Source organism: Candidatus Parakkermansia intestinigallinarum (assembly GCF_944389695.1).
GTDB classification, from domain to species: domain Bacteria; phylum Verrucomicrobiota; class Verrucomicrobiia; order Verrucomicrobiales; family Akkermansiaceae; genus Akkermansia; species Akkermansia intestinigallinarum.
In genome coordinates, this window is the sequence record NZ_CALXNG010000007.1 from 34549 (window position 1) to 56505 (window position 21957).

General features: G+C 61.4%; 15 protein-coding genes. 5 read left to right on the forward strand and 10 right to left on the reverse strand.

Features of this window, described 5'->3' with window-relative positions; genetic code table 11:
* Positions 1-28: 28 nt before the first annotated feature.
* Entirely contained in the window at positions 29-517 is a 489-nt protein-coding gene (locus tag AC6UAL_RS03265; protein WP_500681931.1) for a hypothetical protein, read from the forward strand.
* Between the two features lie 256 nt (positions 518-773).
* Here AC6UAL_RS03265 and AC6UAL_RS03270 read toward each other — a convergent pair whose 3' ends face one another.
* Together AC6UAL_RS03270 and AC6UAL_RS03275 are read right to left on the reverse strand one after the other, a co-directional pair.
* Entirely contained in the window at positions 774-2219 is a 1446-nt protein-coding gene (locus AC6UAL_RS03270; RefSeq protein WP_500681932.1) for a glycoside hydrolase family 75 protein, read from the reverse strand.
* 19 nt (positions 2220-2238) lie between these two features.
* On the reverse strand, positions 2239-3051 hold the full coding sequence (locus tag AC6UAL_RS03275) for an SDR family NAD(P)-dependent oxidoreductase (protein ID WP_500681933.1): 813 nt from the start codon (positions 3049-3051) through the stop codon (positions 2239-2241).
* Between the two features lie 135 nt (positions 3052-3186).
* Here AC6UAL_RS03275 and argG point away from each other — a divergent pair, with 135 nt between their 5' ends.
* From argG to AC6UAL_RS03295, 4 genes are all read left to right on the forward strand, one after another.
* A complete protein-coding gene (argG, locus tag AC6UAL_RS03280; RefSeq protein ID WP_500681934.1) occupies positions 3187-4479 on the forward strand; it encodes an argininosuccinate synthase in 1293 nt (430 codons plus the stop codon).
* Positions 4480-4603: 124 nt separating this feature from the next.
* On the forward strand, positions 4604-5629 hold the full coding sequence (locus AC6UAL_RS03285) for a glycosyltransferase family 2 protein (protein WP_500681935.1): 1026 nt from the start codon (positions 4604-4606) through the stop codon (positions 5627-5629).
* Positions 5626-6750, forward strand: a complete 1125-nt coding sequence (locus AC6UAL_RS03290) for a glycosyltransferase family 4 protein (protein ID WP_500681936.1) — start codon at positions 5626-5628, stop codon at positions 6748-6750. Before AC6UAL_RS03285 ends, AC6UAL_RS03290 begins: the two co-directional genes overlap by 4 nt.
* Before the next feature lies 1 nt (position 6751).
* Positions 6752-7453 carry an acyltransferase gene (locus AC6UAL_RS03295; RefSeq protein WP_500681937.1) on the forward strand — a complete coding sequence of 234 codons (702 nt, stop codon included), beginning with the start codon at positions 6752-6754 and terminating at the stop codon, positions 7451-7453.
* Here the strand turns inward: AC6UAL_RS03295 and dxr are convergent.
* The 8 genes from dxr to AC6UAL_RS03335 form a co-directional block, all read right to left on the reverse strand.
* The gene (gene dxr, locus AC6UAL_RS03300) at positions 7450-8613 is read right to left on the reverse strand and encodes a 1-deoxy-D-xylulose-5-phosphate reductoisomerase (RefSeq protein WP_500681938.1); all 1164 of its coding nucleotides are present in this window, start codon (positions 8611-8613) and stop codon (positions 7450-7452) included. The genes AC6UAL_RS03295 and dxr overlap by 4 nt on opposite strands.
* Before the next feature lie 56 nt (positions 8614-8669).
* Positions 8670-9155 (reverse strand): dihydrofolate reductase, encoded by a 486-nt coding sequence (locus AC6UAL_RS03305; protein WP_500681939.1) that lies wholly within the window; start codon positions 9153-9155, stop codon positions 8670-8672.
* Positions 9152-9967, reverse strand: a complete 816-nt coding sequence (locus AC6UAL_RS03310) for a thymidylate synthase (protein WP_500681940.1) — start codon at positions 9965-9967, stop codon at positions 9152-9154. The genes AC6UAL_RS03305 and AC6UAL_RS03310 overlap by 4 nt, the downstream gene beginning before the upstream one ends.
* A gap of 45 nt (positions 9968-10012) precedes the next feature.
* The gene (pyrF, locus tag AC6UAL_RS03315) at positions 10013-10792 is read right to left on the reverse strand and encodes an orotidine-5'-phosphate decarboxylase (protein WP_500681987.1); all 780 of its coding nucleotides are present in this window, start codon (positions 10790-10792) and stop codon (positions 10013-10015) included.
* Positions 10793-10879: 87 nt separating this feature from the next.
* A complete protein-coding gene (locus AC6UAL_RS03320) occupies positions 10880-11392 on the reverse strand; it encodes an NUDIX hydrolase (protein ID WP_500681941.1) in 513 nt (170 codons plus the stop codon).
* Between the two features lie 85 nt (positions 11393-11477).
* Positions 11478-12329, reverse strand: a complete 852-nt coding sequence (gene ilvE, locus AC6UAL_RS03325; RefSeq protein WP_500681942.1) for a branched-chain-amino-acid transaminase — start codon at positions 12327-12329, stop codon at positions 11478-11480.
* 81 nt (positions 12330-12410) lie between these two features.
* Positions 12411-13109: a ribonuclease III gene (gene rnc, locus AC6UAL_RS03330; RefSeq protein WP_500681943.1), complete on the reverse strand. Its 699-nt coding sequence runs from the start codon at positions 13107-13109 to the stop codon at positions 12411-12413.
* 142 nt (positions 13110-13251) lie between these two features.
* Complete coding sequence (locus AC6UAL_RS03335) at positions 13252-21945, reverse strand: hypothetical protein (protein ID WP_500681944.1); 8694 nt, start codon at positions 21943-21945, stop codon at positions 13252-13254.
* Positions 21946-21957: the final 12 nt, after the last annotated feature.

The window sequence follows — 21957 nt, forward strand, 5'->3', positions numbered from 1 at the left end:
CTGCCGAGCGCAGGGTAAGCTCGACCGCATGAAAGCGCCCCTTTACCTTCTGCTCGCCTTGGGCATGCTGGCTCCTCTCGCCACGATGACCGGCTGCACCTACTCGCAGGTACTCAACCGCCAAGAGTCGGCTCTCGCCCGCCTGAACCGTTCGCTGGCGGCGGTTCACGACAGAGCCTCCGCGCAGGCGGCGATTCCGGCCGTGAATCAGTACGGTCGCGTGCTCAGCGAAGATCTCAACACGCTTTTCGCCAACGGCAAGCCCACGTGGCTTGAGCTTCTGATGCTGAAAAACTCGTACCAGAACAGCAACATCAGCAGCGAAGCCAAGACCTCGCTGCGCGAGATTTTCCGCATCGCTCAAGCCAATTTCTACGGTTGCACCGAGCTGCGCAATGCGATGATTTCCGCCGTTCTCAACCAAATTCGCGGTCGTTCGGGCTACGGCACACCCACGCAGGGATACCCGGTGCGGGGGCCGCAGAACCCGATCCTGCCCAGCCTGCTGCGGCGCTGAGCGCTTTCCGCCCGGCCGACATTGCCGCAAGCGGCGTTCGGCAAAGGTCGTTCCGCAAGCGAGGTTCGGCAAACGGCTTGCGGCAAAGGGCTTCTTGAATCGAAGCGCAGCTGCGCGTCTCGCGGGGCGCACAGCTGCGAGTGCTTCAACCGCCATTCTTGCGTCAACAGCGAGCCCCGCTCCGCTGAGGAAAGCCCTGCGGCGCTGCGGCGGATTCGGGCTTCTCGGCATGCGGGCGCTCGAACCGCCGCGCTTGTCAGGCTCCCTGATGCTCAGAAGGCTTGGCGTCGTCCTTGTCTTTATCCGACTCGGCCGGGGCGGGCGCCAATTTATCCTGCAGCTCTATGTAAGATGCGCCGGGGGCGAGCCCGCCGATGTCGTCAAGCAACTGTCGGCAGCGCTCATTGAGCCGACCGTAGGAGATGGGTCCCTTCTCTTCTTCCGCCGTCCCCGGGAAAATGATGTAGCTCACTCCGAGATTCGAAACGGCGCGGGCGTACACACTCGCTTTCGGGTTGACTTCGCGGGCCAGGCGCAGGGAGGCCTCCCCCGTCTTGTAATTCGGCCCGTAGTCACCGACGATGGCCGGAAAGACCCGATTGTCGACAATCACCACGGCGTAGTCGCCGGGCTGGGGGCGGTAGGGGTTGCTGCCACCCTTGCGCAGTGTGAGCGGAATGACGATGAAAGGATCGTACTCGGCCAGCAGGTAGCTGAAGCGCTTGAGGTTGTCAATAACCATCTCGGTGTTGCGAATCGTGGCGGCGGGAGCCTTCCGGGCCTTCTGCTTGCGGAGCCTCTCCTGCCAAGGAGCCAGCAGGGGATTGGGCGTCTTGCTGCGCTTGCGCCAGAAATACGAGGTGGAGGGCTGGTAGTTGTCACTCTTGAGGATTTTGTCGGGCATGGTCGGCAGGCGGTCGCCGTCCGAGCCGTCGGAGACGACGTCCATGTCGGCCTGAATCCAGAGGAGCTTGCGGCCGCTGCCCGCGGCGCTGATTTCAAGGATGGTGTCGGTGTCAAAGAAGTTGTGCCGATCCAGCAGGCGGCTGAGGGTGACGGCGTCTTTGCGGATGCGGTTCTGCTTGTGCAGGTAGAGCGCGTTGTACCACTTCGAGACCTTGGCCTGCTCCATCAGCGCGTCGTAGCCGGCCAGCACCTCGGGCAGCTTCGGGTTGGCATGCAGCAGGTCGCTGCCGGTCGCCGCCTGCGGCAGCAGCAGTTCCAGCGAGACCTTGACGCGGTAGGCGTCCTTTCTCCCGCGGTCGCGACTCGCCGTGCTGCCCTGCACGAAGGTGACGTTTCCGGCGATGTTGATGCCTTTGCCCATGCTGGCAATGTGCTCGTAGCGCCCGGGTTCCACGCGCTCGGGCAGCGCCGGAGGGAAAGGCGGCAGTTCGATGGCGGGCATGCTGAAGCGGGCTTCGTGCTTCCAGATAACGGGCGCTTTGTCGCCTTCGTCGCTCTCCTCGTTATCGGAGACGACGGGAACGGGTTCCGGGTTGCTGTGCACGGGGCGGTCGGCCTCATCGGCCCCGGCGCAGGAAGCGCCTCCCCTGCCCGACGTCTCATCTTCGCCGCGGAGGATAGAGCTCGCAAACGTCCAGGGATAGGGCGTATAGAGAGAGCCGGCCGCCAGCAGTAAAACGACAGGCAACAGCCACGGGAGGAGGCTGCGGCGTGATTTTTTGCGATTCTTGATCATGCGAGAGGGAGAGGGCGAATCAGGCTTTCGGATGCACGCGCCGCGGTCGGCGGCTCAGGATGAGGCGCAGCAAGGGCAGCGGCAGGCAGCGCAGCAGATAGGCGGCCAACTTGATGCGTAGCGAGGGGTAGTAGCGGGCACGCCGCTTCGCCAGCGCACGCAAACTGCCGCGGATGACGGTGTCGACAGGGGTGTAGAAGGCGTCGTGGAAGCTCGACTTGCCGTCGCTGCACCCGCTGCGGCGGGCGACTTGGCCGAAACCGGTGTGCACGGGGCCGGGGCAGACGGCCAGAACCGGGATACCCCGCTCGCGCAGTTCGAGGCGCAGCGCCTCACTGAAGCTCGCGACAAAGGTCTTGGCGGCGGCGTAGAGGGCGAAGTCGGGGATGGGCAGTTCGGCGGCGAGCGAGGCGATGTTGATGATGGCGCCGCCCTGCTCGGCCATCAAAGGTAGAAGGCCGCGGCAGAGGTCGACGACGGCCGCCATGTTCACCTCCGTCATCTGTCGATTGCGCTGCGGCTCCGAGCTGATAAACTCGCCGTAATCGCCGAGCCCCGCGTTGTTGATGAGCAACAGGCTGCCCCCGCCGGACAGCTCGCGGCTCAGCTCCTCGATGAGCCGGCGCCGAGCCTCCGCATCCGCCAAGTCGCAGGGATGCACGAGAAGCTCGGCAGCGCCGCACGCCGCCTTCAGCTCGGCGGCAAGTCGCTGCAAAAGCTCGCCGCGCCGCGCGATGAGCACGAGGCGGACGCCGGGGGACGCGAGTTCTCGAGCAAAAGCTTCGCCGAAGCCCGACGAGGCTCCCGTGATGATAACCTGCCGATATTGCACGCGTCTATCTTTTCATGCACAGCGCGTGCTGGCAAGTAAAAATCCCGCCAACGGGCAAATTTTGCTTTATTAGACGCCTCTCTCGTCGTATACTCTGCGAGAGCACGCGGTAAACCGCCGCGTGACCGTGTGAATATGAAGATCGTTCTCGCTTATTCCGGTGGCCTTGACACATCCGTCCTTCTGGTGTGGCTCAAGGAGAAGTACAACGCCGAGATCATCGCCTACTGCGCCGACGTGGGTCAGGGTGAGGAGCTCGACGGCATCGTTGAGAAAGCGATCGCCACAGGCGCCTCGAAGTGCATCATCGGCGATCTGAAGGCTGACTTTGCCGCCAACTACATCTTCCCGATGTTCCAAGCCAATGCCGTGTACGAAGGTCGCTACCTGCTGGGCACCTCAATTGCGCGCCCCTGCATCTCGAAGGCCATGGTCGATCTGGCCCTGGCCGAAGGCGCTGACGCCATCGCCCACGGTGCGACGGGCAAGGGCAACGACCAAGTGCGCTTCGAGCTTTCGATCAACGCGCTGGCTCCGCAGCTGCAGGTCATCGCTCCTTGGCGCATGAAGGAGTGGCGCGAGCAGTTCCCCGGCCGCACTGAGCTCATTCAGTACGCCGAGAGCCACAATATCCCGATCCGCCAGAGCGTCAAGAAACCCTACTCGATGGATCGCAACCTGCTGCACATCTCCTACGAGGCCGGTATCCTCGAAGACACATGGTACGACGCCACGAAGGAGGAAGACCGCAAGATGTACGTGCTCTCTCAGTCCCCGGAGGAGGCTCCCGATAAGCCCCAGTACCTCCAGTGCCTCTTTGAGAAGGGTGACATCATCGGTCTGCAGACGGAAGGTCTTGATGAGATTATCGCCAAGGTGGAGGCCGGTGCCAATGTGACGGGCGAGCGCGACGGTTACACGCTGCTGGATCCGCTGGGTGTGATGCTGGTGCTCAATTACCTCGGCGGTCTGCACGGCATCGGCCGCGTCGATATCATCGAAAACCGCTTCGTCGGCATGAAGAGCCGCGGCATCTACGAGACCCCCGGCGGCACGATTCTGCTGGCCGCCCACCGCGACATCGAGACCATCACGATGGATCGCGAGGCTCAGAAGGTGCGCGATTCGCTGATTCCCGAGTACGCCGCGATGGTGTACAACGGCTTCTGGTTCGCCCCCGAGCGCGAGGCCATTCAGGCTCTCGTCACCAAGACGCAGGAGACGGTCAACGGCGAGGTGCGCCTCAAGCTCTACAAGGGCAACGTCATGTACGCCGGCCGCCGCAGCCCGAACTCGCTCTACAGCTACGCCATCGCCACGATGGAAGGCGACTACACCGATGAGGATTACAATCAGGATGACGCTTCGGGCTTCATTCACCTCAACGGTCTGCGCCTCAAGCAGTTCGCTCGCGTGAACAAGAAGTGAGCTCTTTTTCGGTCAGCCTCTCCGCTCGACGTCTCGGGCGGAGAGGCTGATTGTCTTTTTTCCGTTTCCCCTCAACAGCGCACCGGCTCTCTGAGCGATACCGCCCCCGCGCCCTACGTGAACCATGCCGAATCTTCCGAAACTCTCCTACGTCCTGCTGTCGCACAACCGCGAGCAGTACATTCGCACCGCCGTTGAAAGTGCCTTTGCTCAGGATTACGAGGGAGAGCTCGAGTATATCTTCTCGGATGACTGCTCGACGGATCGCACCTACGAGATTCTGAAGGAGTGCGTGGACGCCTACAAGGGTCCCCGACGCGTGGTCCTGACGCAGACGCCGCGCAACCTGCATCTGGCCGGGCACACGAATCACGCCGCGCAGTTTGTCGAGTCGGACTGGATCATCCGTGCGGACGATGACGATATCTCTGCCGTCGACCGCTGCACGCTCATCGGCAGAGCGATTGCAAGCCATCCCCGTGCGAGCATGGTGCTCGGGAAGGTTGTCGACTTCACGGACGAGCAAGAGGCCGACATTCGGCAACGCGCAGCCGAGCCCTGCGCAGGCGAACTCGAGGTCTCGGAGCATGCCTCGGTTTTCAGCATGCTCGTTCCCGGGCAACATTGGTCGCTCAAGGCGTGGTCCATGCAGCACTTCCGGCAATTCGGCAATCTGGAAGACGACGCCTATTACGTCGATGACGTCACGGCCATGTTCCGCTGCGGCGTTCTCGGCAGCGCTCTGTTTTTTGATCATCCGGTCGTCTACGCGCGCCAAGGCAGCCAAAACATGTGCCGAGGCGGCGATGACGGACAGCGAGGCTACGAGGCCATCATCAAACGGGAGCAGTTCAATCAGAAATATCACAGCATTGTTCGGCGACCGATGCGCGCAGAAATAGCCAAGCTGAGCGACTATATCAGCCGGCAGGGCAAGGCGACCCCCGAGCAGGAGGAAATTCTCCGCTTCATGACCGACCAGCTCAGAGTCAACGATATGCTTTGCGGCTATTGGTCCGGCTCCACCCTTCACCGTCTGCGCGTACGCCGGCAGCTCGGGAGCCGCGGGTTGTTCTCCCTGCTGCGCTGCCTTCCTCTTCCCGTCTTTGCCCGGCTGCTGGCAATCTACCGTGCTCTTTTCAAACGATGAGCCCGTCACGTCCCCGCATTGCCCTTCTGGCCGCTTTTCAGCCCTCTGAGGCTGATCCCAACTTCCCGGGCCCCGTCGGACATTACGCCGTGTGGCTTTCATCGCTCTTTCACGCGCTCAGAGAGCAAGACGCCTACGAATTCCACTGGATCGTCCTGAGTAAGTCCGTCAAAAAGCCCCGCCTCATCGAGGCAGAAGGGCAGTGGATTCACGTTTTGCCTCGCTCGTCCCGCACCCTCGGGCAGTTTACGCTCTACGCCCATGACAGACGGGTTGTGGCGCGCGAACTCAAACGTATCAACCCCGACCTCGTGCATGCCTGGGGAACGGAGGACTGTTACGCCCTCTGCGGAGCCGACTTTCGCGGGAAAAAACTCCTCTCCGTCCAAGGCCTGCTGACGGCATATATCGCCCGAGGCCATATGCCGCGCTTCGCGCATCGACAGAGCCTCTATGAGAGAAAGGCGATCAAGGCCTATGAGGACATCACGGCCGAATCGCCTTGGGCACGGGAACGCGTGCATGAAATAGCGCCCAAAGCACAAGTTCATGCCCTCGAGTATGCCGTCGAGCAACGCTTCTTTGATCAGCGGCGAGAGCTGTCGGCTCAACCTTCCGTGCTGTATGCCGGGTCTGATACCCCCTTAAAAAATGTTGACACGCTCATCGATGCCTTCCGCGACCCGAGGTTGAGACACGTCACATTGAACTTGGCGGGAGTTTCAGCGGAAAAGCGGCCGGGGATTCCCGACAATATTCGCTGTCTCGGCCGCCTTTCTCGCGACGAGATCGTGCAGCGAATGCAAAAAGCTTGGGGCGTTGTCCATGCAAGCCTCGTTGACACCGGACCCACCGTCGTCAAGGAAGCCCGTGTCATGGGCCTTCCCATCATCCTCAGCAGCGAATGCGGCAGCAAGCAATACGTCGAAGAGGGCAAGTCCGGCTTCATCCTCGAACCGACCGATACCGAGGGTTTCATCCGCTCCGTTCTCGCCGTCACGCGCGACCAAGCAACATCACTCGCCATGGGCGCACACGGACGCGAGGCCTGCCGCCGGGCCCTGTGTGCAGAAACGATGTGCGCTGATCTACAGGCACTCTACTCTCGTCTATTATCATAATATGAGTTTCAAACTCCGTCTCTTTCGCGCCTTCTATCAACTGTGTTCGCTCCGGTACCGCGCGCGCGGCATCGAAGTGGGACAGCACTGTATCATCTCGGGGAGGCCTCGTTTTTTTCGCGCCAAAGGGACACGCATCATCATAGGCGACAACGCCGTCCTGCACTCAAAGATCAAATACAACACCCTCATCAGGCTTCCCTTGGAACTTTCAACGGTCTCCCCCGGAGCCATTATCGACATCGGCGAGCATTGCGGACTGAGCGGATGCCAAATTATCTGCGCCGATAAGGTCAGCATCGGCAGCTACACCATTATTGGCCCCGACACTGTCATCTACGACTGCAAGGAGCACGAATATAACCCGGAAAGAGGATGGCTGGGACGCACGACGCCTCACCGTGCAGGCAAGGAAATCAAGATTGGCAAGCGTTGCTACATCGGCATGCGCTGCATCATTCTCAAAGGTGTATGCATCGGCGATGACTGCGTGATCGCCGCCGGTACGCTCGTCAACCGAGACGTGCCCGACGGGCACCTCGCCATGGGCAACCCTGCCACAATCACCCCCCTCCCCGAAAGGCTCGGAGGTCCCGCAACCTCGGCTCCGTCCGCAACCCTGACCGAAGCGGCCGACGAATTGTCCTCCGGCGGCGAGAGCTTCCGCAAAGCAGCTCCCCGAAGAGACCCGGACGGCCATTAAGCGCGAATCACGCGGCGGGCTTCTTCGCGAGCCCAAGCGTCGTCCTCCAGGATCAGCGCCAGCTGCCCTTGGTAATCGCGCGGGCGCGCTGCGGCAAGAACGCGTTCAACGGTCTCCCAAATCCCGCTAAAACGAATGCGACCGCCGATGAAGGCCTGCACCGCCACCTCATTGGCCGCATTGAACATCGCAGGCATCGTGCCGCCGACCAGCCCCGCCCGGCGAGCCAATCCCAGCGCCGGGAAATCATCCCAGCGCGGCGCCTCAAACTGCAAAGCGGCGAGCTTCGCCAGATCGAGCCGATGCAGCGAATTCGGCGTACGCTCCGGCCACGTCACCGCGTATTGAATCGGGAAGCACATATCGCTGGCGCTCAGCTGCGCGAGAATCGACCCATCCCGGTATTCGACCAGCGAATGCACAATACTCTGCGGATGCACGATGACATCCACGCGCTCCATCGGGATACCGAAAAGCCAGCGCGCCTCGATCATCTCAAGCCCCTTGTTGAAGAGCGTCGCCGAATCAATCGTAATCTTGCGCCCCATCTTCCACGTCGGGTGCCGCAGCGCCTGCTCCAGCGTCACATGGGGCAACTGCTCCTTGGGCAGGCAGCGGAAGGGCCCGCCGCTGGCCGTGAGAATCAGGCGGCTCACCTCATCCGGGCCTCCTCGATGACCCTGCAGGCACTGAAAAATCGCGTTGTGCTCACTGTCTACCGGCAGCACGCAAACACCCTTGGCGGCAGCGCGCTGCATCACCACCTCACCCGCCATCACCAAAATCTCCTTCGACGCAATGGCCAGATCCTTGCCGGCCTCAATCGCCTCTAGCGTCGGCTTCAGCCCCGCCGTCCCGATAATGGAAACCAGCACCATGTCAGCCTCCGCCAGCGTCGCCAGCTCACAGAGACCGTCCATCCCCGTCAGCACGCGCGTCCCCGGCGGCACCAGCCGCTCCAGCTCGGCGGCATGCGTCGGGTCAAACAGGCAGAGATGCCGCACGCCGAACTCGCGGGCCTGCTCGGCCAGTGCCTCATAGCTGCCGTGAGCCGCCAGCCCCACCACCTCCATGCGCTCCGGAATATCACGCGCCACCTTCAGCGCACTCGTACCAATGCTGCCGGTGGAGCCGAGAATCACAACGCGACGCTTCTTCATGCCAGAGCCCATTATAGCAACTTCACCGTCAAAATCAAGCGCGAAGCCTCCGCCTCTCAGCGTTCCCACACCACCAAGTCGAAGCCATCGAAGCGCTCCTGAACGCGGTGCCGGCTGAAACAGCCCTCGAATGCGGGGAAGCGCGTGTCCGCCTCGTAGCTCCCGTGCACGGCCGACACGCAGAGCTTCTGCATGCGCGGCAGCATGAGCTCGTAAATCTGAGCCCCGCCGATCACCATCACCTCCGGATCCATCAGCTCAAGCGCCTCCAGCTGCGCCACGTCGTGAATCACCTGCGCCCCCGGAGCCTCGTACGACGCCTCGCGCGTCAGCACAATATTCTGCCGCCCCGGCAGCGGGCGCCCCAAAGACTCCCAAGTCTTGCGCCCCATGAGCAGCGGATGCCCCATCGTCAGGCGCTTGAAGAGCCTCATGTCTTCGGGCAGACGCCAAGGAATCCCGCCGCGCATCCCTATGCCGCGCTGCTCGTCCATCGCCACCACCCCCGTGAAGCGGAGCTGCTCGGCAGACGTCGCCCTCATACCGATACCTCCGCCTTGATGTGCGGATGCGGATTGTAATCGCAGAGCTCGAAATCCTCGAAGCGGAAGTCGTCAATCGACGCCACGGCCGGATTGATTTTCATCTGCGGCAAGGGTCGCGGCTCGCGCGTCAGCTGCAGGCGTGCCTGCTCCAAATGATTGCGGTACAAATGCAAATCACCGAAAGTGTGGATGAACTCGCGGGGCTCGTAGCCGCAGACCTGCGCCACCATCATGAGCAGCAGCGCATAACTCGCAATGTTGAAAGGCACCCCGAGAAAGAGATCGCAACTGCGCTGGTAGAGCTGCAAACTCAAGCCGTGGCGCTCCCCCTCCCGCTGCGCCGGAATCACGCAAAACTGAAACATGCAGTGGCAGGGCGGCAGCGCCATCTCATCCACCTCCGCCACATTCCAAGCCGAAACGAGGTGACGGCGGCTCCAGGGATTGGCCTTCAATCCCTCAATGAGCCGCGCAATTTGATCAATCGAGCCGCCCTTCCCGTCCGGCCACTTGCGCCACTGCGTCCCGTAAACCGGGCCGAGCTCGCCGTTCTCATCGGCCCACTCATCCCAGATACTCACCCCGTGCTCCTGCAGATAGCGCACATTCGAACTGCCCTTGAGGAACCAGAGCAGCTCGTAAATAATCGAGCGCAGATGCAGCTTTTTGGTCGTCAGGCAAGGAAAGCCCTCGCGCAAATCAAAACGCACCTGACGACCGAACACGCCCTGTGTCCCCGTGCCGGTGCGATCCTCGCGGCTCACCCCATGCTCCAGCACATCGCGAAGCAAATCGAGATACTGTCTCATGAACGCAGCAAAACAAAACCCCACTCAGCGACGGCCATCACCGCCTCACAGACCCAGCGCCTTGCGGATACTCTCCGCATAGCGAGCCGCCTTCTCGGCAAAACTCAGCTCAGGCTCTCGGTAGAGGATACCGCGCGACACATTCAACACCGACGGCGCCTTGCGACTGCTGCCGGCCAGCGCCTGAATATCGCCGCCCTGAGCCCCGAAGCCCGGAATCAGCAGCGGCGCATCCGGCAACTCCCGCAGCAGCTCGGAACTCGCGTTCGTAAGACCCATCACCATACCCACATCCGCCGCGCAGCCCTCAGACTGCGAGCGCGTCACCATATCGCCCACCAGCTGATACACCTTGCGGCCGTCCGCCAGCTCGCGGCGCTCAATATCGGCCGCACCCGCATTCGACGTCACCGCCAGCAGGTACACCCCCTTGCCGGGGCGATCGAGAAAGGGCTCCAAAATATCATAGCCCATAAAGGGATTGAGCGTCACCGCATCCACGTCCATGCGGTCGAAGTAAGCCTGAGCGTAATACTTTTGCGTCTCGCCGATATCACCGCGCTTCGCATCCAGAATCACCGGGATATCCTTCGGCATATCGGGCAGCAGCTCCTCAAGCACGCGGAGCCCCGGCAGACCCATCGCCTCAAAATAAGCAATATTGGGCTTGTACGCTGCGGCATAGGGAGCCGTCTCCTCGACCACGCGGCGCAGCCAGTCGGCCAACTCGGTCATATTCTCCGAATCGGGGCGCGGGTCCAAGCCCACGCAGAGCATGGAACGCGTCGCCTGAATACGAGCCTGAAGCTTCTCTGAGTATCTCATCACGCCGCTATGGTAGCAAAGCCGAGCGCCCTTGACAAGAAACTTGACAAGAAAAATGCCCGCATCGCCGCATCTGCCCGCCGCCCCTCAGCCGCGAGCCTGCCTGATGAAATACAGCCCCGCATACACGCGCGGATCGACGGCCGTGCCGAGGCGCATCTGCTGCAAGAGCCAGTCATCGACCTCATCGAGCGGCACCTCGCGCACCGTAATTTTCTCGGTGCCGACACCGCCGCCCTGCCCCACGCGCACCAGTCCCTCGGCCAAAAAGAAACTCAGCGACTCGGACGTCAACCCCGGCGACGACGGCCCGTCGAAGAGAAAACGCATCGTCTCCGCGCGATACCCGGCCTCCTCCTCCAACTCGCGGCGGGCAGCCGTCTCGGCATCCTCCGCCTGCTCATCGCCGATCAAGCCCGCCGGAAAGCAGAGACAGCGGCGGCCTATCGGCACGCGAAACTCCTCCGCCAAAATCACGCGCCCCTCGGGTGTGCAGGCAAAAATCATCGCCGCGCGCGTGCGGCGGGCGCGTTCACAATACTCCCAGCGCCCCTCGCGAACCATGTTCAGGAAGCGCCCCTCATACAAAGACTCCTTCATCGCCGTCACCTCTCCCTCAAAAAGAGGCGGCGGAGCCGCACAGCGCAGCCCCGCCGGCCTTGAAACTGACCGTATCAGACCGCCGTCACTCGCGGACAAGCTCCTTGTAGCGAGCCAGAATGCGCAGCGTCACCGGGCCGGCGTGACCCGTGCCGATCTTGCGCCCGTCGAGCGACGACACCGCAATCACCTCTGCCGCCGTACCCGTCAGGAAGCACTCATCGGCACTCAGCACATCATAGCGGTTCATCACGCGCTCCTCGCAGGGAATACCGAGCTCGGCGCAGATATCCATCACCGCATGGCGCGTAATACCGCCCAGAGCCGACTCCGTCAGCGGCGGCGTCAGCACGACACCCTTGCTCACGATGAAGATATTGTCACCCGTGCACTCGGCCACATTGCCGCGGCCATTGAGCATCAGAGCCTCACCTGCACCCTGCTGCACCGCCTCGAGCTTGGCGCTGATGCTGTTGAGGTAATTGAGGCTCTTGACCTGCTGGCAAATCGCGTCGGGATCGGGGCGGCGATACGAACTCGTGATCAGGCTCAGCCCGTTCTCGTACATCTCCTTGGGGTACAGCGCGATATCCTCGACAATGATAAACATGCTGGGCGCCGGGCAATTGCGGGGATTGAGCCCCAGATCACCCACACCGCGCGTCACCACCAGACGGATGTAGCCATCGCTCATGCCGCTGGCCGCCACGGTCTCCTCCGTCGCCTTGCAAACCTCCTCAAAGGACCACGGGAGCTCAATCATGAGGTAACGCATCCCGTTGAACAAGCGCTCGATGTGCTCCTGCAGGCGGAACACCTTGCCGGAGTAGAAGCGAATACCCTCAAAACAACCGTCACCATACAAAATCGCGTGATCAAAGACAGAAACCTTCGCCTCATCGCGATCCACCAACTTGCCGTCTAGCCAAATTTTCATGTGCTCCAATGAATAGAATTGTTGACGCAGGGTATTATAACCCCATTTGCCCGCATGTGAAGCAGAAAAAACCCTCGGGCATCACTTTTTGCCCTTCTGCTCCACCCACAGTCGGCGCCGCAGAGCATCAGCCGCAGCCTCCATCTCCGCCGCATGCTTGCTCGGCCCCTCCGCTTCACCCAGCAAAAGCCCGCGCCAGGAAACCCGCGCGCGGAAGGGCCCGGCCGGAGACTCCGCGCTGACCGGAGCCGTCGCATACTGCGGCCCCTCCGTGCCCAGCGTCTGCAAGGTCTCGAGCAACTCGCCCTTCGAATTGACGGCAGCCAGCGAACGCGCTCGGGCAATACTCTCGCCCAGCAGCCCCAGAGACACCTTGCGCGCGGCATTGTAGTTGGAATCCATCATCACGGCGCCGATCACGCTCTCAAAGGTATTGGCCAGCACCGACTGCATCGTGCGGCCGCCGCACTTCTCCAGCTGCGAACTGAGCAGCAGCTGCTCCCCCCAGCCCAGCTCACGGCAGCGCTCCGCCAGATGACGGCGGCTCACCACCGCCGCGCGCCACTTCGTCAACTCGCCCTCATCCGCCTTGGGATGCAGGCGAAACAACTCGCAACTCACCACGAGCTCCAGCACCGCATCACCGAGATACTCCAAGCGCTCGTAGGCAATATTCGTGCTGCGCTTCTGATCGGCGCTGGGATGAGTCAGCGCCTGATTCAGCCAAGCAACATCCGTAAAGCGATACCCGAGCGACTTCTCGACCGTCTCTCTATCCATGCCCCGCAGTATAGCACAGGGGCAGCCGACTGGCGAGCCGAAACTCTCCGGCGGCGCCGCGGCCGCGTCGGCAAGCAAACACCCCTGCCGGAAGCTCTCCGGCAGGGGTGTGAAGAAACAAGCGGTCAGCAAGCCGCGCGCATCAGAAGTTGATGCGCCAGCCCACCGTCGCGTTCACGTTCGTGTAGCTCGTGTACGCCTCGAGCGAGCCGTCAATGAAGAACGTACCGGCATCAGCGCCCAGCGGCACCGAGAGCCCGGCACCCAGTTCTACACCGATGGCGCCCTGCTCCTCAGACTTGACCGTCACGCGATTGCCCACGCCGTTGGCCAGCGAGCTGTGCAGCGAGCTGCTGCGATCGCCCGACGTGAACTTCAGCAGCGCGCGAGACTCGAACATCGACGTGCGGTTGTAGATGTTCTCGCCCACCAGCGCCTGCCAGCGCGCACCCAGACCCAGCGTGAAGCTGTCCATCTTCTGATTGCCGAAGTTGAGGGCCGCATCGCTGCCGCTCTCGCGGTAACCATCGAGCTCCGTGTGCACGTAGCTGATGTTGAACACGGGCTGCAGGCAGCTCGTCGCATCCTCGTTGAGCGCAATCGTGTAGCCGACCTCATAGAGCAAGCCGAAGCCCAGACCCGTCGTATCACCCTCAGCCGTGTAGCTGCCGTTGGCGTGCGTCACCGTACGCTTCAGCGAAGCATCCGCCATACCCACCGAGGCCACGAAGGTGTGCACCCAGGGGGAATCCGGGCTGTAGCGGGCGAAGGCCGTCACGTAGTAGGTATCGAGATCGCCCTCGGCCATGCCGACGGACTCGGCACTGAAGTCACCGTACATCGCCGTCACGGCGAGACCGGCCGTCACATGCTCGTTGAAGTCGACATCCGCGCCGAGCGTGCCGCCCCAGCTGCTGAGCGTGAAGCCCGGAGCCATCGCGTCGCGCTTGACCTGCTGGTAATCACCCTCGGCATTCACCCAAGCATTGAAGTAGGGCATGTCGGGGTTGACGTAAGCCTCGTTGACACCCATCGTCGTCGTGCGGTTGCGGATGGCACGCAGCTGGCGATCCATGTCATTCGAGAAGGCCATACCCATACCGGCAGCCTCGGCACCGGCCAGCTGAGAAGCCAGACGATCCGCGCCCAATCTATCGCCGGCAGCGACTTGAGCATCCAGAGAATCCAGCACCCCGGCCAGATCGCGGTAGTTCGTGCGATCATTCTGCGGGTTGATGTAGAGCAGAGCACCGTCCGCGATCGTGAGACCCGCGTTGCCGTTGGGCGAAAGCGGAGCCAGAGACTCGCTGTAGTAATCGGCGTTGCGCGAGGCCAGCACCTGATTGCCCTGCACCGTCGCATTGCCGAAGTACTTGTTGAGCACCCCGCCGCTGATCGTCACCGTCGCGCCCTCGGCCGAGCCGGAAGCGTCATCCGTGTGCAGGTTCGTGATGACAAAGCCATCCGTCTTGCTCAGATCCACATCGGCAACCATCGAGCCGTCTCCGGCATCCGAATTGAGCACGAGCTGCGTCCCGTTCAGAGCAACCGCAGCCCCGGTGAACAGAGCCGTCTGATCGCCCTCACCGGCGAACACCTTCGCCGAATCGACCGTTGCCGTCAGCGAACCGCCCTGCATCGACGAGGACTGCTCCAGCTGCACCGACTCAACGGCCTCATCCTTACCGGGAGCCACGAGCACAACGTCAGCACCCGTCGTCGCGAGACCGCCGAGCACGCCGCCATCCACGCCGCCATCCACCTGAGCCGTACCGGCAGAGCCGGCCAGCACGATGCCGGAAGCGTTGGTGAAGAGCTGGTCAGCACCCTGCTCCAGCACGATCGTGGCATCATTGCCGCTGCCCTCGTACTTGCCGCCGGCACCGTTGATGTGAACCGTACCGGAGACGGACGAATCCGCATCGCCGTTGAGCACGCCCGTGGTGAACTTCACTCCCTCCTCATCGCGGACCACGAGGGCCGCAGACGTGAGATCGACACCGCCCACCGTCAGCGCATGGTTCTCCGAGCCGTCCTCATCCGTCAGGATTTTGCCCGTGTGCAGCTGATCGAACTCTTCAGCCGTCGCGCCCACCTGCAGCGTGATATTCTCACCGGCAATGGTGTGAGCGCCCTCGGCAACATCATCCGCATCGTTGACGAAGGTGACGCGATCCTCATCGGCACTGTTGCCGACGAAGGTCAGCGTATAGCCTGCGAGACCACTCATATTGCGCACCACCGCTCCGAGCGAAGGCACCGTAGCCGACTCAGGATTAGCCTCCGTGTAATCGAGCGTCTTGTCGCCGTTGACGACAACGTACTTGATGGGCTCAAGACCCTTGTACATATCAGCGCCGTCAAGCGGGACGACATAGCGACCCGTCGAATCCGTATCGGAAGACGTTCTCCACACCATGGAGCCCAGCGTGCTGAGATGCAGCGACACCGTGTTGGCATCCGACGTCGAGTCAATCACCGCATCGAAGCGCAGCGTTGAGAGATACTGAACCGCCTCCTCCGTGAGGGTGAAGTCTGCGCCCAGAGCATTATTGCTGTGCACGAGCGTATACACGCCGTCTTCGCTGATATTGAGCCCGGTGAAGTCCACTTGGACCGCGGTCTCGGGCGAGAGCGACGAGATGCTGTCCACCTCCAGAATGGCATTCTCTGCCCCGGCCGCTCCGATGTCAGAGAACAGCAGAGTCCCGGCATTCAGAGCACCCAGCGTGCTGCCGCCGACCGTCACGGCCAGCGTTTCGGCATTCACCGTGCCGCTCGCCGAGCTGTTGGTGCCGGTGAGGGTCAGCGAGGTAGCCTGCAGCGTTGCACCGTCGGCCACGTTCACGCCGTCGACCGTCGCTGAGCCGACCGTTGCCGTGCCGTCGGACACTGCGAGCAGCGTGCCGTTTGCACCCGCGGCGGAAAGCACCTTCTGCACGTTCGATTCATCGCCCAGCGTCAGCACACCTGAACCGTCGAGCGTCACCTGATTGCCGACCATCTTGCCGGCATCAAGAGAGCCCGCCACCGTAAGGTTGCCCGTCGTCACCTCGACGCCGGCAGCCGTCACCTCGGCGGTGTCGCCAATCGTCAGAGAACCGGAGGTCACGTAAATGGTGCCTGCGGCATCGAGAAAACCGTCAGTGAAGGTGTAGACCTTATCACCGACCTCGCTCTCGATGTAGACGTTGTTGGCAAGAGCGCGGGTGCCGAGTGTAACCGTGCTACTGCCCCCGCCGTTGAATACCACGCTGTCTGCGGCACCCGGAGAGGCGGCAGAAGACTCCCATGCGGAAGCCTGCGCCCATGTCACGGAAGCGTCGGAGGCATCCCAAACCAAGCCCGAGTGAGCGTAGTAGACGTAGACGGAATTCGCACCCGTAACGACCTTGTAGATATTGCCGTCATCGGTGCCGATAGTCTTAGAACCGTCGAGCAGGAAGGAGCCCTCGATCACGGCGCCGTCGGACAACTGTGCGAGCACCACACTGCTGGCTCCGCCGGCAAAGAGGGTGTCAAGCGTCTGCTTGGTGGCATCCTTGAAGTTGAGCGTCGTGCCTGCGACAAGCCCACCGAGCGTCAGCTGGGTACCGGTTCCGTTCAAACCGTCGTCGAGAGTCACGTCAATTTGGCCACCGCCGGCAACAGAGCCCACGGAAAGCGTCACCCCGGAGGCCAGCGTGAGAGACGAGCCGCCGGCCATGCTCAGAGACGTCAGGGTAGACGCACCCGTCGTCAGCGTGAGCCTGTGGCTCGCAGCGGCGGAGACCGAGGCCCCGCTGAGCGAACCGATGCGCGACTCAGAGCCTGCGGCGCCCGTCAGTCGAATCTCACCGTTCGTGTTGACGTCGCCGGCTACGGCAAGCGTACCGAAGGTATTGACGGAATCGGTCAGCGTCAGATCGCCGCTCACCTCCAGAGAGCCGGCACTCGCGGTATCGGAGTTGATGGTCAGAGCACCGTCAACGGCCACCTCACCGGCATTCCTCAGGTCATTCACGGTCGTATCACCCGTCAGGCTGAGCTCACCGCCCTGCACAACGTTCACCGTGGCCTCGCTGAGGTCGACGTTGACACCGAAGGCAGCCTTGCCGGTAGAGCCCACATTCAAGGCGTTGCTCACCGCCAGGCTTCCGCCGTCATCGTCAAAGCGATAATCTCCGTTGACGTTGATATCGTAGGCCGTGGCATCCTGATTCACGAGCACGACTTCCTGTTGGGTATTGGACTCGAAGAAGACCTGCGTGCCACTCAGGAAGCTGCCCAAATCAGTACCGCCCGGAGCAGCAGCCCATTTCTGATCACCCCAAGCGTCGTTGCTCGCGCCTTCCCAGTACAGGGCGGCGTTCTTCGCATCCGTCACGACGAGTGTGTCGCCCTCCAGCTTGAGAAGGGCATCAGAAATCGAGGTACCACCGAGCACAACGGAGGAGAAGTAGTCAGAAGCAGACATCCACTTCCCGGCCTCCATGCTCGTAGTACCGAGCATGACGGAAGCCAAGCCGCTGACGAGCTTCACGGAATCCGATGCATCGACACCGGTAACATCCAGAGTCAGATCACTGCCCAGAGTCAAAGTCTTATCCGTGCCGAGGTTCAGAGCGCTGCTTTCGAGCTTGAGGATGGAGCCTTCGCCCAGAGTGAGGTCCGTGCTGACAGCGCCCGAGGTAGCGTCAAGCGTCGCCCCCTTGCTCACCGTCAGCGAAGTCATCGTCGCAGCGTTGCTGAGTTTCAGGGTTCCCTCAAGCACTTCAAACGCACCGGCTTCATCGCCGTCCATCAGCTGATAGGTGCCGGCACCCGTCTTGCGCGTGACGCCGGCGGATTGGAGCGTCACACCCATGTTGATGACAGCCGCAGCATCCGTAACCTCCACGGTGTTGAAGTCCTGAAGCGTCACCTTGGAGAAGTCATACGCACCGGTGCCCGTCAAAGCCAGCGTGCGATCACCGGCCACAACGCTTCCCGCACTATTACTCATGCCGATGTAACCGCCGCTGATCACAATACCATCTTTGAGCGTAACACCATTGTCGATGGCAACGCGCGTGCTCTCGGTGGTGAGCACTGAGGTAGCAGCCTGGCCGACGTAATCACCGCCGGCGGCATAAATGTTGCCGTTAATGGTGGCGCCTTTGGCCAAATTCACGCTGATGTTCCCCTGAGTCAGCACGTTGGATGCGCCGGCCGTACGTTGCAAGACGGTGCCGCCATAGAGGGCATTGTTTACGACGGCCGAGCTTCCGATGTTGATTGTCACATCCCCGGTGGAAGACTTGGTAATGGCGGCCGTATCATTGCCCGTCGTGTAATGGCCACCGACAATGGCTCCGTCATAGGTACCGCCGTTGAGGTTAAGTACAATGTCCGATGAACTAAGAGACATTGTTCCGCCATACGAATACATGCCGCCAATCACAAAATTCGAGAAGGTACCGCCGCCAACAGTGAGCGTCGACGTTCCACTGATGGAAGCCGTCATACCAGTACCAACTCGGCAACCAAGGATAATCATTCCATCGTATTTCGAATTATTACCCTTGATGCTCACATTCGAGCCACTACGCTGCTCATAGGTGACACTGCTGACGCTGCCCGCCAACAGGCCGGCACCAATGATGTCTTTGGAGAAAGTCACATTCTTGGTGCAATCGGTCGTGTCGATGGTGACATTCGTATCCCCCGTAACGGTAGCTTTACTGTTTCCGCCGATACTACCGATAAGGGAGCCGCCGACAATCACTTTTCCAAAGGTCGGATTATCTACACCCTGCGCAGAATCCGCACCAAGCTGCACATGGACGTTTGTGTTACCGTCGAGGATCGAAGTTGCGTAAGAATTGCGAAGCCATGCATTGCCGCCGATAACGGCCGTAAGGTTTGTTGCAGGGCCGCCCTGATTGGACGGAACCATCTCGCCGGTCAGCACCTCATAAATCCACACGTTGGTGTTGCCGGTAAGGGTGGTCGTCTTCGTGTGATACGATACATTACCGCCGGCAATCCAACCCTTGACGTCCGCGCCTTCCTTGATGGAAAGATAAGTGCTGCCCGTCATCACGGGGGATCCCATGTCTTGGAAGACGCCTCCGTACACGAAGTTCACGGTAGCATCATCGATCAAAACGTGCGTTGAGCCCGTGAAGTTTGCGCTCACTCCGGCTCCGCCAATGGCTTCCCACGTGCCGCCGCTGACATAAAGCCAAGAATTTCCGGTGAAGGCTGTTGTATTGTTGCCGCCGAAGAGGCTCACGCCCTCTCCCCCGCCGCCGGTAACACGGATCTGCGTATCGCCGTTGGCTGCAACGTAGCCTTCCTCAGCGGGAAGATAGGTTGTGGTTGTAATGGTGTTCACCTCCGTCAGACCGGAGACAGCGGGGGCTCCTCCCAGACCGGTAACGCCCCAGTTGGCATCCCATCCGCCGATACTTACGGTCGCCTCGTAGATCAGATTGCCATTCTCGAGGGAAAAGCCTTGCCCGAGTTTGTCGACCCCCGTGATGGTACCGCCGCTCAACACGATGTACTTGGCATTGAGCGTACTGCCGTCATCAGAGACTTTCTCCTCTCCTTCGAGATGAGTAACATCCACGGCCGCTGAGGTTACACCCGAAAAGTCAACGGTGCCTTCATTCACCAGATCGACCAACCCCAGTGTCACATCGCCCACCATGTTGAGCGCAGCATCTTGGGCAATGTTGATGGTGTCAAACTGGCTATAGGCGATCTGCGTGGTGTCCAAAACAGCGGATCCGCAGATGTTGAGCGTCTTTGTGCCGGTGACGGCGCCGCCGGCCGACACGGCAATCTGTCCGCCCAAGGTGCCGCCACTATAGTTGACGGTGTAGTTACCGTTGAGTGCGGCCTTGCTGCCCGTCGCGTAAACGTTACCGGCAATCGAGCCGCTGTTGATGTTGATGACGACGTCACCGGTCATGGAGCCCGTCGCGCCGCCGTCGCGCTGGACGATGCCGCCCACGATAGAGCCCTCAATCGTCGGCCCGGTCGTACCGACCTCGCCGATGGTGAAGGTCGAGTTGCCGTTGATGACCATACCCTTGGAGCCCGCGGCGAGCGAAGCGCCCTCACCCACCGTGGTTTTGCCGATGGTGCCGCTGAGGATGGTGGCGGTCAAATCACCGTTGACGCTCATCGAGTTCACGTAATTTGACTCACCCGTGAGGTTGATCCACGCAACGCTGCCGCTGGTGTTTACATTGGCGGTGATGTCGCTGTTGAACACGATCGCGGATGAGCCGTTCGACCACCCGAGCAGACCCTGACCGCCGTCGATGAAATTCGAGACCGAGGCATCGCCCGTAATGTTCAGCGTGAGCTGTGCCTTCTCTTCAGCCGTCCCGAGCGTTCCCACCGTCGAGCCGTTGACGCGGGTGAAGGAGAGCCCCTGATAGGTGCCGCTCGTTACCTCGAGAGTCATCCCCTGTTCGGGCATGGCCGCGACGGCGTCTGCACCCACCACGACGAGTCCGTTGCCCGTCTGCGCCCCGCCGCTGATGCTGTATGTCTGGCCGTCGCCGCTCACGTACTGTGCGGTGTATTCATTGGTTTCGGCGTTATAGCTGATCGTTGCGCCGAGACTCTTGGTGTACAAAATATCGTACGAAACGTTCGAGATCGTCTCGGTGGCGAAAGCCAGCTGCGTCACCGTGTTGCTCACCACGACACCCTTCCCGGCCACATAGGCGGCGGAGGTGTCCCAACCGACCTTGGTGCCGGAGAGAGTAAACACCGTGCCGTCGGCAGCGGTGACGTTGGATCCGGCAAAGAGCACCGTTCCGTCTTGAATCTCGCCGAAGTCACCGGTCAGCGTGATGTTGCCGGAGAAGGCGTAGTTGCCCTCGCCCTGAAGGCTCGTGCCGTCCAGCGTGACGCCGCTCAGCGTCAGAGTGGCGCCCTGAGCCACGCTGAGGCGCGTTGCATCGAGCGTCTGCCCCTGCAGCGTGAGGCTGCCGCCCGTCAGATTGAGAGATACGTTATCGCCGAAGCTGCCGGTATATGTTCCGGAGCCGGCACTGACGACGAGGGTGGCCGCCCCCGGCACGGTCATCTCTGAGGTGGGCACATAGTCTTGCGGGCACAGCTCGACAGAACCGCTACCCGTCAAATTGCGCACCTGAACCGACGCGTTGCCGAGAAGGAGCCTTGTATTGGAACCGAGGTCAATGGCGGCCGAGGCAAAAGTTCTCTCGCCTCCGCCCAACAGCGACATTGTTGCATTGCTCGCATTCGTCAGGGCAATCTTGCCTTTGTACGTTGCGTTCTCGTCAAGCACGCGCACCAAGGAATAATCAGCCCAGCCATGCGATGCAAGCGAGATGTTAAATTGCGCATCGGCATCACCGACGAGGCCCTCAAAATCGTAACTCTTGCTCCAGCGGATGTTCATCGTATCGGAGCCGACGATGGTCAGGGGATTTTTCAGGTAGAAGGAGATTGCATCGCAATCGAGGGTGGAGCCTTCTTCGAGCGTGATGGCCGACGCGATCTGGAGTTTGGCATCTGTACCGACGGCATTGGCACTGTCAGAGTCACTGCTGGCTCCGGGGGAAGTCGGGAGCACGAGCTTGCCGCCGTTCGTGACCGTTATATCGCCGAAATCGTAGTCCGTCGAATTGTTAGCAGCCTTACCGCTGATGGTCAGGGTAACACCGTTCACGGTGGTGACATCCTGCGAGTGATCATCGCCGATTTGCCATGTTGTATCCGTGTCAAGCGTCAGCTCTGCGGCAGACGCAGAGGACGAAACGACGAGCGAGAAAGCACCGCCCGCCATGGTGGCCGTGACGACGGTTGTTCCGATAGTCGTGAGCACGGTCATGCATGC

Coding starts and splice junctions, on each gene's coding strand:
- AC6UAL_RS03265 (WP_500681931.1), top strand. CDS start 29: ATGAAAGCGCCCCTTTACCTTCTGCTCGCCTTGGGCATGCTGGCTCCT.
- AC6UAL_RS03270 (WP_500681932.1), bottom strand. CDS start 2,219: ATGATCAAGAATCGCAAAAAATCACGCCGCAGCCTCCTCCCGTGGCTG.
- argG (WP_500681934.1), top strand. CDS start 3,187: ATGAAGATCGTTCTCGCTTATTCCGGTGGCCTTGACACATCCGTCCTT.
- AC6UAL_RS03285 (WP_500681935.1), top strand. CDS start 4,604: ATGCCGAATCTTCCGAAACTCTCCTACGTCCTGCTGTCGCACAACCGC.
- AC6UAL_RS03290 (WP_500681936.1), top strand. CDS start 5,626: ATGAGCCCGTCACGTCCCCGCATTGCCCTTCTGGCCGCTTTTCAGCCC.
- AC6UAL_RS03295 (WP_500681937.1), top strand. CDS start 6,752: ATGAGTTTCAAACTCCGTCTCTTTCGCGCCTTCTATCAACTGTGTTCG.
- dxr (WP_500681938.1), bottom strand. CDS start 8,613: ATGAAGAAGCGTCGCGTTGTGATTCTCGGCTCCACCGGCAGCATTGGT.
- AC6UAL_RS03305 (WP_500681939.1), bottom strand. CDS start 9,155: ATGAGGGCGACGTCTGCCGAGCAGCTCCGCTTCACGGGGGTGGTGGCG.
- AC6UAL_RS03310 (WP_500681940.1), bottom strand. CDS start 9,967: ATGAGACAGTATCTCGATTTGCTTCGCGATGTGCTGGAGCATGGGGTG.
- pyrF (WP_500681987.1), bottom strand. CDS start 10,792: ATGAGATACTCAGAGAAGCTTCAGGCTCGTATTCAGGCGACGCGTTCC.
- AC6UAL_RS03320 (WP_500681941.1), bottom strand. CDS start 11,392: ATGAAGGAGTCTTTGTATGAGGGGCGCTTCCTGAACATGGTTCGCGAG.
- ilvE (WP_500681942.1), bottom strand. CDS start 12,329: ATGAAAATTTGGCTAGACGGCAAGTTGGTGGATCGCGATGAGGCGAAG.
- rnc (WP_500681943.1), bottom strand. CDS start 13,109: ATGGATAGAGAGACGGTCGAGAAGTCGCTCGGGTATCGCTTTACGGAT.